The 14,689-nt window shown below is 73.1% G+C and carries 10 protein-coding genes; 5 read left to right on the top strand and 5 right to left on the bottom strand.

What is annotated here, in order from left to right:
* Window positions 1–6: 6 nt before the first annotated feature.
* Together Asera_RS25080 and Asera_RS25075 are read left to right on the top strand one after the other, a co-directional pair.
* Complete coding sequence (locus Asera_RS25080) at window positions 7–1,281, top strand: DNA polymerase IV (RefSeq protein WP_030446323.1); 1,275 nt, start codon at window positions 7–9, stop codon at window positions 1,279–1,281.
* Window positions 1,282–1,456: 175 nt separating this feature from the next.
* Window positions 1,457–1,861 (top strand): DUF3040 domain-containing protein, encoded by a 405-nt coding sequence (locus Asera_RS25075; RefSeq protein WP_030446322.1) that lies wholly within the window; start codon window positions 1,457–1,459, stop codon window positions 1,859–1,861.
* Between the two features lie 223 nt (window positions 1,862–2,084).
* On the opposite strand, the gene Asera_RS25070 is transcribed toward Asera_RS25075, so the two are convergent.
* The 3 genes from Asera_RS25070 to Asera_RS25060 form a co-directional block, all read right to left on the bottom strand.
* Entirely contained in the window at window positions 2,085–4,553 is a 2,469-nt protein-coding gene (locus tag Asera_RS25070) for a transglutaminase TgpA family protein (RefSeq protein WP_212804728.1), read from the bottom strand.
* Between the two features lie 282 nt (window positions 4,554–4,835).
* Complete coding sequence (locus Asera_RS25065) at window positions 4,836–6,143, bottom strand: DUF58 domain-containing protein (protein ID WP_030446320.1); 1,308 nt, start codon at window positions 6,141–6,143, stop codon at window positions 4,836–4,838.
* Window positions 6,144–6,159: 16 nt separating this feature from the next.
* Window positions 6,160–7,137: an AAA family ATPase gene (locus Asera_RS25060; RefSeq protein WP_051802243.1), complete on the bottom strand. Its 978-nt coding sequence runs from the start codon at window positions 7,135–7,137 to the stop codon at window positions 6,160–6,162.
* Window positions 7,138–7,727: 590 nt separating this feature from the next.
* Here Asera_RS25060 and leuS point away from each other — a divergent pair.
* A complete protein-coding gene (leuS, locus tag Asera_RS25055) occupies window positions 7,728–10,631 on the top strand; it encodes a leucine--tRNA ligase (protein WP_030446318.1) in 2,904 nt (967 codons plus the stop codon).
* Window positions 10,632–10,744: 113 nt separating this feature from the next.
* A complete protein-coding gene (locus Asera_RS25050) occupies window positions 10,745–11,557 on the top strand; it encodes a trypsin-like serine peptidase (RefSeq protein WP_051802242.1) in 813 nt (270 codons plus the stop codon).
* Window positions 11,558–11,620: 63 nt separating this feature from the next.
* Here the strand turns inward: Asera_RS25050 and Asera_RS25045 are convergent, their stop codons facing one another.
* Both Asera_RS25045 and Asera_RS25040 read right to left on the bottom strand, forming a co-directional pair.
* Complete coding sequence (locus Asera_RS25045; RefSeq protein WP_425305953.1) at window positions 11,621–12,391, bottom strand: type 1 glutamine amidotransferase; 771 nt, start codon at window positions 12,389–12,391, stop codon at window positions 11,621–11,623.
* Window positions 12,381–13,595 (bottom strand): MurT ligase domain-containing protein, encoded by a 1,215-nt coding sequence (locus Asera_RS25040; RefSeq protein ID WP_244844225.1) that lies wholly within the window; start codon window positions 13,593–13,595, stop codon window positions 12,381–12,383. Before Asera_RS25040 ends, Asera_RS25045 begins: the two co-directional genes overlap by 11 nt.
* A 615-nt stretch (window positions 13,596–14,210) precedes the next feature.
* On the opposite strand from Asera_RS25040, the gene mraZ reads away from it, so the two are divergent.
* Window positions 14,211–14,639 (top strand): division/cell wall cluster transcriptional repressor MraZ, encoded by a 429-nt coding sequence (gene mraZ / locus Asera_RS25035; RefSeq protein WP_030446314.1) that lies wholly within the window; start codon window positions 14,211–14,213, stop codon window positions 14,637–14,639.
* Window positions 14,640–14,689 lie beyond the last annotated feature (50 nt).

Raw genomic sequence — 14,689 nt, 5'->3', positions numbered from 1 at the left:
GCATCGATGGGTCGCAACCAGTTGCAGCCGGGGGAGGGGCCGGGCGGGGCGGACGGGTTCGGTCCGGACGCCGACGACACCGGCTGCCCGATCCTGCACGTGGACATGGACGCGTTCTTCGCGTCCGTGGAGGTGCACCGCTGCCCCGAGCTGCGCGGCCGGCCGGTCGTGGTCGGCGGGGTGGCCGGCCGCGGGGTGGTCAGCTCGGCGAGCTACGAGGCGCGCCGGTTCGGCGTGCACTCGGCCATGCCGACCGCCCGGGCCCGGCGGCTGTGTCCGGCGGCGATCTTCCTGCCGCCCGACTTCGCCGCCTACCGGGCCGCCTCCGATGCGGTGATGAAGATCTTCGCGCAGACCACCCCGCTGGTCGAACCGCTGTCGCTGGACGAGGCGTTTCTCGACGTGTCCGGCGCCCGGCGGCTGCTCGGCAGCCCGGCGCAGGTGGCGCGGCAGATCCGTGCCCGGGTCGTCGGCGAGCTCGGCCTGACGTGCTCGGTGGGGGTCGCGCCGACCAAGTTCGTCGCGAAACTGGCGTCCTCGCGCGCCAAACCGGACGGGTTGCTGGTGGTGCCGGCCGACCGGGTCGTCGCCTACCTGCACCGGCTGCCGGTGGGGGCGCTGTGGGGGGTGGGGGAGCGCACCGAGCAGGCGCTGCGCCGGCTCGGCGTGACCACCGTCGCCGACATCGCGCACAGCCGGCCCGAGACGCTGGTGAGCGCGCTGGGCCCCGCGGTGGGCAGCCATCTGTACGAGTTGGCCTGGGGGCGCGATCCGCGCGCGGTCACCCCGCACACTCCGGAGAAGTCGGTCGGGGCCGAGACCACGTTCGAGACCGACATCGCCGACCCGGAGAAGATCCGGCGGGTGCTGCTGGAGCTGGCCGGGCGCTGCGCCACCCGCGCCCGCCGCGCCGGCGTCACCGGCCGTACGGTCAGCATCAAGGTGCGGTTCGCCGACTTTCGCACCATCACCCGCTCGCGCACCCTGCCCGACCCCACCGACGTGGCGCGGGAGATGTTCGAGACCGGCTGGTCGCTGTTCGACGCGCTCGGCACCCGGGAGCAGGTCCGACTGATCGGGCTGCGGCTGGAAGGGCTGCAGGACGAGGCGGCGCCGCGGCAGCTGGTGCTGGGCGAGCGCGAGCACGGCTGGCGCGACGCGGAGCGCGCCGTCGACGCCGCCACGGAGCGATTCGGTGCCGCCGCGGTGCGGCCGGCGTCGCTGCTGTCACCCGGGCAGCGCGCCGCTGAGGCCAGATACCGGGATGAATCACCCAGTTGAGCCGGGAAAGTGGGCGAGCGAGCGGTGCCGGTGAGAGCATGGGGGCATCCGCTGAACGAGGGTCGACTCCCGCTTCCCGCGGAGGTGACCCGCTCGTAGACTGGCCGGTAGGCAGCCATGACCCTGGCTGCTCGGTCCGCCGGCTTCGCCGGCCGCGTCGACCGGGAGGAGTGCCGTGCCGCTCTCGGAGCACGAGCAGCGACTGTTCGAGGAGATCGAGCGGTCGCTGGCTGACGACCCCAAGTTCGCTTCGGCCGTGCGCGCGAACGACCCGCGACATCACGCGCGCCGTCGCTTGGTGGTCGCCGGGATCATCCTCGTCGTGGGGTTGGGAGTGCTGGTCGCCGGCGCGATGCTGCACAGCACGCTGCTCGGCGTGATCGGTTTCGTGATCATGCTGGCGGGCCCGGCGTTCGCGCTGCAGTCGCGCCGGCGCACCGGGAGCCGCCGCGGCCACCTGCGCGTCGTCGGTGGTTCGAGCCGCCGGCCCCGCCGCTCGACCACGTCACTGCGGCGCGGCGGGTCGTGGCTGGACCGGCTCGAAGACCGCTGGCGCAACCGCCCGGAGGGCCACCGCTGACGCTTCCGGCGTCACCGCGGCAGCTGCCGTACGGACAACCGCGAACGGGTCGGCATCGCCGGCCCGTTCGGCGTCTGCCCGCCGCCCGCCCCGGCCGATCGGGCCTGCCTGGCCGGCGTCCGAACCGTCTTCGTGATCGGCCGTCCCCGGGTCGAGCCGGCCCCGGGTCGACCCGAACAGGCCGGGCCGGCCCCGGGGCGAGCTGTGCCGACCCGGGAGCGGTTCAGCCGGTGCGGTCGGCGCGGCGGTTCCGCAGCGGCCGGGGTACCAGCCGGTATGCCGCCTGCTGCCAACCGGTGATCCGGGCGGTGATCGCACCGACCGTGTCGGAGACGGCGCGCCGCCAGCGGTGCAGCACCGAACGCGGCAGGATCGCCGCACCCCACCGGCGCAGCCGTGGTACCCGCTCGGCCAGGCCGGCGCGGGCCTGCCGGGACGCGTCCCGCAGCCCGGCCGCGTCCGCCGGCGTCCGGGCATAGCGGGCCCGCTCCTCGGCGAGCGCCAGCCGTTGCACCGCGCCGGCCGGGCCGGCCGGCAACGACTCGTCGTGTACCAGCCGCGCCGCCAGGGCACGCGGAGTCTCCGACGCCGGTACCTCGTAACGCAGATCGACCATCGTGTCGACCAGCTCGTCCCAGGCCGCGTGGGCGGCCCGCCGGCCGGCCGCGGTCCGCGCGTCGTCGCCGCCGTCGACGCGCAGGTCCGGTGGATCGCCGTCGGTCGCGCTCGACACCGCGAGAACGCGGCCTTCGGCCCGGGACCGGCGACCGCGCAGCACCCCGCGGCGGGCCGCCGGGATGGCGAGCAGGCCGACCAGCACCACCGCGCCGAGGACCCAGTACAGCCAGACGGTCGAGCCGTTGCCGGAGCCGCCGTCGGCGCGGTTGACACCGGCCCCGCCGTGCTGACCGGCGTCGGCCGGCGAACCGGTCTCCTTGCGCCCGGACTGGCTGGCGGAGCCGCCGCCGCTGCTGGACGGGTCCGGCTCGCTCGGGTTCGGCGCCCAGCCGAACACCGCGGAGCCGGACACGTCGGTGGACGGGGTCGGGTCGAACGGCACCCAGCCGAAGGTGGGGAACCAGACCTCCACCCAGGCGTGCGCCTCGTGGCTGGTGATCTGCCAGGTCTGCCCGTTGCCCAGCCGGGTGCCGTGGGTGTACCCGACCACGACTCGGGCCGGGATCCCGGCCTCGCGGGTCATCCACGCCATCGCCGAGGCGTACTGCTCGCAGTAGCCCTGCCGGCCCTTGAGGAAGTCGACGATGGCGCTGCCGCTGGTACCCGCCTTGGTCTGCAGGCTGTACTTGAAGTGGTTCTTCGGCGAGAAGAAGTCGAGGATCGCCCGAACCCGGTCGTACTCCGTGGCCTTGCCGCGGACCAGCCTGTCGACCTGGTCGGTGATCTGCGGGATGTGCCGCACCTCGGTGTTGTACTTCACCGCCGGGTCGCCACTGGACAGCTCCGGTGCCGCCCGCAGGTCCTTGGCCTGGTAGTCGAAGGTGTCGTAGTTGGTGCTCCAGCTGCGCCCGGCGGTCGCCGGCCGGTCTGCCGCCACCACTCCGGTGTCGGTGTCGTAGCGCCAGTTCGCCCCGCCGGGCGCCTGCACCGTCGTCGGGTTGGCGAACAGCGGTAGGTACCGGTCGTCCAGCCGCTGCCCGGTCAGCTGGGCCTGGTAACGCTGGTACTTCAGCGACGACGGCTTGCCGTTGGTCGGCTCGACCAGCCCGCGCGCCAGTGGCTGCGCCCGCCGGGCCGACCGCGGCTTGAACCCGTTGTCGGTGATCTGGTCGGCCACCGCCGTGCGCAGGTAGCCCGGATCCGGGTCGCTGGTGTGCAACTGGAACAGGTTGACCGGGGTACCCAGCCGCAGGCTGCCGCGCAGCGTCGAGATCGGGTTGATGCTGGTCCCGAGCTGGGTCGTGCCGCCCGTGCCGGGACCGGTACCGGAGTTGTAGGCCGCGATCCGGTCCAGCACGCCGGTCGTCAGCCCCGGTACGAGCAGCGGGATCACCACCGCGAGCACCAGCGCCGCGAACCCGACCCGCCGTCCCGCGGCGGCCAGCGGGGACGGCTCCCAGGTGTCGATGTCGCGCCCGTCGCCGGTGAACCGCCGGCCCCACCGGCGCACCCGGTCGATGTGGTCGGTCATCAGCAGCCACAGGTAGCCGGCGGCGCTGAGCACGAACGGGATCCAGGACACGCTGTCCGGATGCACCGCCACCGGCACCGAGTACAGCGCGAGCAGCGGCAGGCCGGCGAGCGCCGGATGCCGCATGCCGACCGCGAGCACGTCGACGGCGATCGCGACCAGGCCGACCCCGACCGCGACCAGGAAGTCCAGCGACACCCGCTCCGGCACCGGCACCGCGAGCCGCTGCACATCCTGCCCGGCTTGCGTCAGCAGCGCGTCGAAGTGCCGGAACGTGCTGGCGCTGGGAAACACCCGGAGGAACTCGTGGCCGGACGGGAAGGTCCAGGTCACCAGCAGAAGCAGCGCCGCGAGCGCGGCCAGCCCCTGCCCCCACACCGGGATCCGCACCGCCCGCGCGCAGATCGACACGATCACCACGACCGCGATCGACAGGAACGAGTACAGCACCCAGCTGTACAGGTCGAAGATGGTGGACAGCACCGTGGTGGACAGCAGCGTCGCCGCGCCGGCCACCAGCGCCACCGCGCGCCGTTGTGTCATCGGCGGACCTCCGGTCGCGGTGTCATCGGCGGACCTCCGGTCGCGGTGTCATCGGCGGACCTCCGGTCGCGGTGTCATCGGCGGACCTCCGGTCGCGGTGTCATCGGCGGACCTCCGGTCGCGGTGTCATCGGCGGACCTCCGGTCGCGGTGTCATCGGCGGACCTCCGGTCGCGGTGTCATCGGCGGACCTCCGGTCGCGGTGTCATCGTCCGTCCCGGGTCACGGCGCGTCGGGTTCGCTTCCTGGCCTCGGCGCGGTCGGGCCGGACCGGACCCGGCGGTCATCGCACGGTCCCGGTGACGGTGTCGGCCAGACTCGCCCGCACCGCGACGCCGCGGGAGCCGTGCCCCGCCTGTGGCCACAGCGTCGCGAACGAGCTGCCGTGCGGCACCCCGATCACCCGCCAGCCGGCCCGCAACAGCGTCAGGGCACTCGTCTGGTACGCCTTGTCCTGCGCGGCGCGCTGCTCGGCCGGCAACCGCAGCCAGCCGGCGGCGTCCAGCAGGAAGCCGACGCAGGTGGTGCCGGAGGTGCGCAGCGCGGCGACCGCCTCGGCCTCCTCCGGTCGCATCATGCCGAGCATCGCGACGACCAGCCCGCCGTCCTCCCGGGCGCGCACGTGGTGCACCACCTGGGTCAGGTCGCCGCGCTGGGACAGCTTCACCTCGGCCAGATGGTCGAGCAGCAGCCCGATGCTGCCGCCGGACTCACCGGTACCGGAGTCCAGGTCGGTGCCGGTCTCGGTGACCAGCCGCATCCGGTACCCGCAGTGCCGCAGGTGCACCGCGGTGCTCGCCGCCGCCGACACCGCCCACTCGAAGCTCGCCGTCGGCCCCTCGCCGCGGTGCGCCCGCACCCGGGTGTCCAGCAGGACGGTCGCCCGGCTCTCCCACGGCTGCTCCTCGCGGCGCACCATCAGCTCGCCCGCCTTCGCGGTGGACCGCCAGTGCACCCGGCGCAGATCGTCACCGTAGCGGTACTCGCGGGTCGCCGCATCGTCCTCGCCGTGTACCGCCACCGACCGGGCGTGGCTCTCGCCGGCCCCGGTGTACTCGCCGGTCAGCCGTACCGGAGACAGCGGCACCACCCGTGGCGCCACCCGCAGCGTGTCCACGTTCGGGAATGCCCGGGTCAGCTCGCACAGCCCGAACGGGTCGGTCAGCCGCACCACCAGCGGGCCCACCTCGTACTTGCCGCGCACGTCGGCGCGCACCGTGTAGGCCACCGAGCTGGCCTTGTGCCCCGCCAGCCGCTCCAGCACCAGCCGCGGCCGGCTGCCCAGCGCGTACGGCAGGCGGTCTTCCAGCAGCAGCGTGCCGGTGGGCAGCCGGGACGTGTTGACCAGCCGCAACACCACCCGTGCGGTACCGCCGACGGAGACCCGCTGCGGCTGCAGCACGCGCGAGCAGCGCAGCTGGTAGCGGGTCCGGGCGACGGCGGCGGCCGACAGGACCGGCACGGCCGCGAGCAGCACCGCGACCCGGAGCAGATCGGACTCGCCCAGCAGCAGCGCGGACAGTGCCGCGGCCACCGCGGCGGCAAGGAAGCACCGCCCCCTCGTGGTCAGTCCGCGTAACGCCGATCTCACCGGCCGCCTCCCCGGGTTAGCCCTGCCAGTCGCCGCGACGGTCGCCCGCCCGGGCGCCGGGCACCGGAATGCGGCGCACCAGGTCGGCGACGATCGCGTCGGTGGTACGCCGGGCCAGCTGCGCCTCCGGGGTGGGGATCACCCGGTGCGCGAGCACCGGCACCACCAGGGCCTGCAGGTCGTCCGGCGTGACGTAGTCGCGGCCCTCCAGCGCGGCGACCGCGCGCGCGGTGCGCAGCAGCTGCAACCCGGCCCGCGGGCTCGCCCCCAGCCGCAGGTCCGGCGATTGCCGGGTGGTGGCGACGATGTCCACCGCGTACTGCTTGAGCGCCTCGGAGACGTGCACCCGCCGCACCGTGGCGATCAGCCGCCGGATGGTGTCGGCGTCCGACACCGGGGACAGCTCGTCCAGCGGGTCGCCGGCGCCGTGCAGGTCGAGCATGGTCAACTCGGCGTCCGCGCTCGGGTACCCCATCGCGATCCGGGCGGTGAACCTGTCCCGCTGCGCCTCCGGCAGCGGGTAGGTGCCCTCCATCTCGATCGGGTTCTGGGTGGCGATGACCATGAACGGCCGCTGCAGCCGGAACGTGGTCCCGTCCACGGTGACCTGACGTTCCTCCATGCACTCCAGCAGCGCCGACTGCGTCTTCGGGGACGCCCGGTTGATCTCGTCGCCGACGACCAGGTTGGCGAACACGGCCCCGGGCTTGAACTCGAAGTCGCGGGTCTCCTGGTTGTAGACGCTGACGCCGGTGACGTCGGACGGCAGCAGGTCCGGCGTGAACTGGATGCGCCGCACCGAGCAGTCGATCGAGCGGGCGAGCGCCTTGGCCAGCTTGGTCTTGCCGACGCCGGGCACGTCCTCGATGAGCAGGTGCCCCTCGGCGAGCAGCACCGCGAGGGCCAACCGGACGATGGCCGGTTTGCCCTCGATGACCCGCTCGATGTTGTCGACGATGGCCTCGGCGGTCTCCCGAAGCTGCTCCGCGGGCATCGGGGCACCAAGCTCGTCGAGCGTGTGTTGGGCGGTCACCGGCCTCCTCCTTGTCCGCCGCACGCGTTCGCGGCGCGCACGCGTCCGGGCGCTGTCACCGACGCGTACCGTCCGGCGACGGTGTGCGCGTCGCAGCCCGGTGACGACGGGCTGCCCGAGTGCATCCTCTCAGGCTATACGGGTACCGCCGGTCTCCCGGCTGATCATCTTTCGACAACGCTTCCGTCACTGTTCGCCATCGTGGTACCGACCATCCCGTTCGCCGTCCCGGCGGCGGGCGCCCCGTTCGCCATCCTGACCGCGCCGCCCCGTTCCCGGTACCGCCGATCGTCCGGGATGTGCGGATGGCTCCCCGGGGCGGCAACAGGGTGCCGGGCCGCGGCGCCGGGGAGGTAGACTGCCCGACATGATGGCGGCTGGCCTGCTTCTTACCGGGCCGTGCTGATCGGCCGCCGGTGCGGGAGCGCCGGTGACACGGCACGGCAAACCCCTCCTGCGTGAGGGGTTTTTTCGTGCACCGACCGCAGAGCGCCGGTGCGCAGGCTCCGCGACATTTCAGGCGTGACGACAGATAGCGGTGGTGGATTGCGATGACCGACAGTGCGCAACAGGCCGGTGGTGCCGCGGGCTCCGGCGCGGACGCCCCGCCGTACCGCTACACCGCGGCGCTGGCGGCCGACATCGAGCGCCGCTGGCAGGACCGGTGGGAGGAGCAGGGCACGTTCCGGGCGCCGAACCCGGTCGGCCCGCTGGCGCCCGCGCCGGGCAGTGCCGAGGCACAGCGGCTGGAGCGGCCCAAGAAGTACGTGATCGACATGTTCCCGTACCCGTCGGGTGCCGGGCTGCACGTCGGCCACCCGCTCGGCTACATCGCCACCGACTGCCTGACCCGGTTCCAGCGGATGGCCGGGTTCAACGTGCTGCACGCAATGGGGTTCGACGCGTTCGGCCTGCCCGCCGAGCAGTACGCGGTGCAGACCGGCCAGCACCCGCGCAAGACCACCGAGGAGAACATCGACCGGTACCGGGCGCAGATGCGCCGGCTGGGGCTGGCCTACGACGACCGGCGCTCGTTCGCCACCACCGACCCGGAGTTCGTCCGCTGGACCCAGTGGATCTTCCTGCAGATCTACAACTCCTGGTACGACACCGAGCAGCACCGCGCCCGGCCGATCGACGAGCTGGTCGAGCAGTTCGCCAGCGACGCCCGGCCGACGCCGGACGGTCGGCCGTGGGCCCAGCTGTCCGAGGCCGAGCGCGCCGCGGTCCTGGACACCTACCGGCTGGCCTACCGGTCGGAGGCACCCGTGAACTGGTGCCCGGGGCTGGGCACCGTGCTGGCCAACGAGGAGGTCACCCCGGACGGCCGGTCCGAGCGGGGCAACTTCCCGGTGTTCCGGCGCGACCTGGCGCAGTGGATGATGCGCATCACCGCCTACGCGGACCGGCTGCTGGACGACCTGGACACGCTGGAGTGGCCGGAGCCGGTCAAGATGATGCAGCGCAACTGGATCGGCCGCTCGCACGGCGCCCGGGTCAGCTTCGACGTGGCCGAGCACGCCGAGTCGATCACCGTGTTCACCACCCGGCCGGACACCCTGTTCGGCGCGACCTACATGGTGCTGGCGCCGGAGCACGACGTGGTCACCGCGATCACCCCGGCGAGCTGGCCGGCGAACACGCCGGCGGCCTGGACCGGCGGCGCCGCCGACCCGGCCACCGCGGTCGCCGAGTACCGGCGGGTGGCGGCGACCAAGTCGGAGCTGGAGCGCCAGGAGAACAAGGACAAGACCGGGGTGTTCACCGGCGCGTACGCGATCAACCCGGTCGACGGCGCCCGGATCCCGATCTTCATCGCCGACTACGTGCTGGCCGGCTACGGCACCGGCGCGATCATGGCGGTACCGGCGCACGACCACCGCGACTTCGCCTTCGCCCGGGCGTACGGGCTGCCGATGCGCTGCGTGGTCGCCCCCGACGATGGCCGCGGCGACGACCCGGCGAGCTGGGACGACGCGTTCGTCTCCGGTACCGCGGCGGTGGTCAACTCGACCGGCGACGGGGTGAGCCTGGACGGCCTGGCCGTGCCGGCGGCGAAGAAGCGGATCGCCGACTGGCTGGCCGCGCACGGTCACGGCGAGGCGACCACCACCTACAAGCTGCGCGACTGGCTGTTCAGCCGGCAGCGGTACTGGGGTGAGCCGTTCCCGGTGGTCTACGACGAGCAGGGCCTGGCGCACCCGCTGCCGGCCGAGCTGCTGCCGGTCGAGCTGCCGGAGGTGGACGACTTCTCTCCGGTGACCTTCGATGCCGACGACGCCGACTCGTCGCCCGCCCCGCCGCTGGCGAAGGCGACCGACTGGGTGCACGTCACGCTGGATCTGGGTGACGGGCCGAAGCGGTACCGCCGGGAGACCAACACGATGCCCAACTGGGCCGGCTCCTGCTGGTACGAGCTGCGCTACCTGGACCCGGACAACGCCGACGCGCCGGTCGACCCGGCGAACGAGAAGTACTGGATGGGGCCGCGGGACGCGACCGACCCGGGCGGCGTCGATCTGTACGTCGGCGGGGTCGAACATGCCGTGTTGCACCTGCTGTACGCGCGGTTCTGGCACAAGGTGCTGCACGATCTGGGGTACGTGGACAGCTCCGAGCCGTTCCGCCGGCTGATCAACCAGGGCTACGTGCAGGCGTACGCGTACACCGACGAGCGCGGCTTCTACGTGCCCGCCGAGCAGGTGGTGGCCACCGACGACGGCTACTTCCACGAGGGCCGGCCGGTCGACCGCGAGTACGGCAAGATGGGCAAGTCGCTGAAGAACGTGGTCACCCCGGACGAGATGTGCGATGCCTACGGCGCCGACACGTTCCGGGTGTACGAGATGTCGATGGGGCCGCTGGAGGCGTCCCGGCCGTGGGAGACCCGCGCGGTGGTCGGCTCGTTCCGGTTCCTGCAGCGGGTCTGGCGCTCGCTGGTCGACGAGCAGACCGGGCGGCCGCGGGTCGCCGACATCGCGATCGACGACGACACTCGCCGGCTGCTGCACCGCACCATCGACGGGGTCACCACCGAGACCGCGGAGCTGCGGTTCAACACCGCGATCGCGAAGCTGATCGAGCTGACCAACAAGCTGGTGCAGATCTCGGCCGACGGTGCACCGCGCGAGATCGCGGAGCCGCTGGTGCTGATGGTCGCGCCGTTCGCACCGCACGTCGCCGAGCAGCTGTGGCAGCTGCTGGGACACGAGCAGTCGCTGGCGTACCAGCCGTTCCCGGTCGCCGACCCGCGGTGGCTGACCGCCCCGTCGGTCGTCTACCCGGTCCAGATCAACGGCAAGGTACGCGGTCGCATCGAGGTGTCACCGGACGCCGCTGCGGACGCGGTGGAGGCGGCCGCGCTGGCCGACGAGAAGGTCGCCGCGGCGCTGGCCGGCCGTACCCCGCGCAAGGTCATCGTGGTACCGGGCCGGATGGTGAGCGTGGTGGTGTGATGCGGGTCGGCGAGGCACCGGGTGGTGCTTCGCCGTCCGCTGGCCGGCTTCTTCCGTTCGGCTGAGGCGGCCGGTCGTAGTCTGGCGGAGTGCTGGTTCGACGATGCGGCGTCATGATCGCCGTACTGGCAGTGTTGCTTGGCGGCCTTGCCGTCGCCTGCGGCAGCCACCACCCGCCGCGGCCGTCGGCTGCGGCGGGCGGACCGTGGTCGGGGCCACGGATGCGCTCGGCGAGCCCGTTCGGCACGCCGGGCGTCCAGCACACCGCGCGTCCCACCCTCGGCGCGGCCCGGGTCGGCGCGGTGTTCTCCGACAACGGCGCCGGCGGCCACTTCTGCACGGCGAGCATCGTCGACAGTCCCGGCGATTCGGTGATCCTCACCGCCGCACACTGCGTGCACGCCGGCCGGGGCGGGCACGAGAGCACCGACCTGGTGTTCGTGCCGGGCTACCGGGACGGCGACGCCCCGTACGGGGAATGGTCGATCACGCACGTGGTCGTCGACAGGCGGTGGGTGCAGCACTCCGACCCGGACTACGACGTGGCGTTCGCCGACGTGGCCACGGTGCACGGCCGGCGGGTCGGCGACGTGTTCGGCGGCAACACGCTCGGCTACGACCGCGGCTACCGGCTGCGGGTGCAGATCACCGGATACCCTGCGTCCACCGAACAGCCGATCACCTGCGGCAACGAGACCACGAAGTTCTCCGCCGGGCAGCTGCGGATCGAGTGCGCCGGCTTCCCGGGTGGTACCAGCGGCAGCCCGTGGGTCACCGACCTGAACCGCGAGACGCACACCGGCACCGTGATCGGCGTGATCGGCGGCTACCAGGCCGGCGGCGCCACCCCGGACGTCTCCTACAGCCCGTACTTCGGCGCCGGCGTGCTCGCCCTGTACCGCACCGCGGTCCGCGACGAGCACTGACCGCTGCGGCCACGGCCGCGGGCGGGCAGCGCCCGGACGCTCGACGCGGTTCGTGCGGGCCGGTCAGCGGGGCATGACCGCGGCGAGCCGCTCGGCGCGCAGCTTCTCCGGCCAGCTGTCGTCGATCGGCGGCAGCGCCATCAGCGGCACGTCCAGCGCCCAGGACAGCACCAGGTCGGCCAGCGCCGGGTTGCGCGACAGCGCCGGGCCGTGCAGGTACGTGCCGATCACCCGGCCGGCCCAGGCGCCCTCGGTCTTGCCGTCGTTGCCGGTACCGACGAGCACCTTCGCCAACGGGTTCGCGGCCGGGCCGAGGTGGCAGCGGCCGCCGTGGTTCTCGAAGCCGGTCAGCAGCGGCAGGCCCAGCCGCGGGTCGACCTCGCCGACCAGCTCGCCGACCGCCCGGGACTCGCCACGGTCGCTGCGCAGGTCGAGCAGCTCGGCGCCGGCGATCCGGTTGCCGTCGATGTGGAAGTACTCGCCGATCAGCTGGATGCCGGCGCACACGGCAAGCACCGCGGCGCCGGCCAAGACCGCCGCCCGCAGCCCACCGTCGGCCCGCATCCGTTGCGCGGCAAGGGTCTGCGGCCGGTCCTCGCCGCCGCCGACCAGGTAGATGTCGCCGCTGCGCGGGATCGGCTCGTCGTAGGCGATCGGGATGGTCTCCACGTCGATGCCGCGGGCCTGCGCCCGGCGCGCCAGGATCAGCAGGTTGCCCCGGTCGCCGTAGGTCGACAGCAGATCGGGATAGACCCACACGATCCGCAGGTGGCTGTCGCTGCGCGCGGCGGCGGGATCGATCGGCAGTCCGCTTGCTGCGGGGTCAGTTGGCACGGCCCAGCTCCGCTCGGATGTCCTGGAATGCGGTGTAGTTGGCGATCACTTCGAGCCGGCCCGGCGGTACCGCCGCGAGCGCGTCGGTGAACGCGTCCACCACCTCGAACGGCACCTCGTTGACCTCCAGCCGGACCGCGAGGTCGTACCGCCGGTCGCCGGTGACGAGCACCCGGTGCCCGCGCAGCGACGCGTAGTCCACGTCGTAGAGCCAGGAGGTGTCCAGGCCGTCGACCACCCGGGCGTTGATCGACAGCAGCACCGGCGGTGGCGGGGCGCCGGCCGGCGAGATCCGGTCGACCATGTCGAACGCCTCCAGCCAGCCGGCCGGGTTCTTGGCCAGCAGCAACCGGATGCTGCGGCCGTCCCGCTCGACCGTGGCGTAGCGCCCGGCGATCGAGGCGACCTCGGCCAACCGTGGTGCCGCGTCGGCCGGTCGCACCCCGAACAGCGCCGCGGCCGCCAGCGCGGTGACCGCGTTGGCCCGGTTGACCCGCCCGGGCAGTTGCAGCGTGACCGGCTGCCGGATGCCGTCCGGGCCGGCCACGGTGTCGTCGTCGGCCAGCCACCAGGACGGCTGTGGCCGGCGCAGGTCGCAACCGGGGCAGGCCCAGTCGACGCCCTCGCGCTTGAGGTGCGCGCCGCACTGCGGGCAGACCCAGGAGTCCTCCTGCCAGCGCTGGCCGGCCGCCACCCAGACCACCTGCGGCGCCGCGCTGGCCGCCCAGGTGACCAGCGGATCGTCGCAGTTCGCCACCACCTGGGTCGGCTCGGCGCCGGGGGTGGCCGCCTGCTGGCCCAGCGCGCCGAGTACCTCGCGCCACCGGTCGGCGAGCATGCCGACCTCCATCGCCCGGTCGAGCTGGTCACGACTGAGGTTGAGCAGTGCCACCACCCGCGGCCGGGTCTCGGCGAGCACCGTGCGCAGGTAGTGCTCGTCGACCTCGAGCACGGCGTGCTGGGCGTTGGGGGACTGGGCCAGCGCGGTGGTGTGCCCGGTCGGCATGTTCGCCCCGTAGCTGTTGGACGCGACCGGGCCGAGGGTGCCCAGCGCCGCGGTCAGCAGCCGGGTGGTGGTGGTTTTTCCGTTGGTACCGGAAACCAGGGCGACCTGCCGGCCGCGGGCGAGCACGGTGAGCAGTCGCGGTTCGACCGCGAGACCGATCCGGCCGCCGATCACCGAGCCGTCGCCGCGCCCGGTCATCCGGGACAATCGGGCCGCGGTTCGTACCAGGGCCGTCGCGAGCTGGGCGCGCACCACGGAAGCTCCTCGGGTGTGTCGGGACCGGCGCATCGGCACCGGCGCTGACCAGGGGTCGGCTGGCCCGTCCGCATCGCCGACCGGCGATCGGCGGCGCCTGGTCGTCCCCGCGCGCCGGACCGCCACTGGAAGTTTGGCACAGGCGGCGGCGCGTCTCGCGCGCCGCCCCGAACCGCGCCGCCGACCTCGAAGCTGTCGGCGGCGACAGATTGACCTCGGCTCGGCCGCGTGGTACTCCACTTCGCTCCACCGGCGGCCCGGCTCGCCGGACACCGGGCCGATCCGAGCGGATGTTTGGACTGGTTTCCCGCCGACTGACCGGATCGGCGTCCGCCGGAGAGGGGTACCCCGTTCCACCCGGCACCCGCCGGCCTGACCAGCGCATTCACCGACTTCGGTGGACCGGTATCGGCCAGTTGTCGATTGACGGTGGGGGAAGTGGAGTACAGTGGGGCGCGTTGGGGGAGCCGGCTGAGTCCTCTCGTTGTCGTTCGCGACATCGCTGCGGTCTCGGTGGATCCGCCGGGCCACGCGCCAGTTCCGGGGGAAGGGGCGGCCATGTTCCTTGGCACCCATACCCCGCGCCTGGACGACAAGGGTCGGCTGATTCTTCCGGCGAAGTTTCGCGACGAGCTTGCGGAGGGCCTGGTGATCACGAAGGGGCAGGAACGCTGCCTGTACGTGTTCCCCATGGCCGAGTTCCGTCGGCTCGCCGAGCAGTTGCAGCAGGCGCCGGTCACGCACAAGGCAGCCCGGGCGTACAGCCGGGTGTTCTTCGCCAGCGCGTTCGACCAGGTGCCGGACAAGCAGGGCCGGATCACCGTTCCGCCGGCCCTGCGCGACTACGCGGGGCTGCGCCGGGAGCTGGCGGTGATCGGCGCCTCCAGTCGGGTCGAGGTGTGGGACAGCGAGGCGTGGCAGGGCTATCTCGCCGAGAGCGAGGAGTCGTTCGCCGACATCGAGGAGGGGGTGCTGCCCGGTTTCTGACCGGTGCGCGCGGCGTGTGTCGCAGCGCGCGGTGAGTGGACAGTTGTCGT

Source organism: Actinocatenispora sera (assembly GCF_018324685.1).
GTDB lineage: Bacteria > Actinomycetota > Actinomycetes > Mycobacteriales > Micromonosporaceae > Actinocatenispora > Actinocatenispora sera.
The sequence above is the reverse complement of the archived record's forward strand: the minus strand, read 5'-3'. Positions and strand labels throughout refer to the sequence as shown.

Excerpts from the sequence above, each read along its gene's own strand:
- Asera_RS25080 (WP_030446323.1), top strand. The coding sequence starts at position 7 with ATGGGTCGCAACCAGTTGCAGCCGGGGGAGGGGCCGGGCGGGGCGGAC.
- Asera_RS25070 (WP_212804728.1), bottom strand. The coding sequence starts at position 4,553 with ATGACACAACGGCGCGCGGTGGCGCTGGTGGCCGGCGCGGCGACGCTG.
- Asera_RS25060 (WP_051802243.1), bottom strand. The coding sequence starts at position 7,137 with ATGCCCGCGGAGCAGCTTCGGGAGACCGCCGAGGCCATCGTCGACAAC.
- leuS (WP_030446318.1), top strand. The coding sequence starts at position 7,728 with ATGACCGACAGTGCGCAACAGGCCGGTGGTGCCGCGGGCTCCGGCGCG.
- Asera_RS25050 (WP_051802242.1), top strand. The coding sequence starts at position 10,745 with ATGATCGCCGTACTGGCAGTGTTGCTTGGCGGCCTTGCCGTCGCCTGC.
- Asera_RS25040 (WP_244844225.1), bottom strand. The coding sequence starts at position 13,595 with ATGACCGGGCGCGGCGACGGCTCGGTGATCGGCGGCCGGATCGGTCTC.
- mraZ (WP_030446314.1), top strand. The coding sequence starts at position 14,211 with ATGTTCCTTGGCACCCATACCCCGCGCCTGGACGACAAGGGTCGGCTG.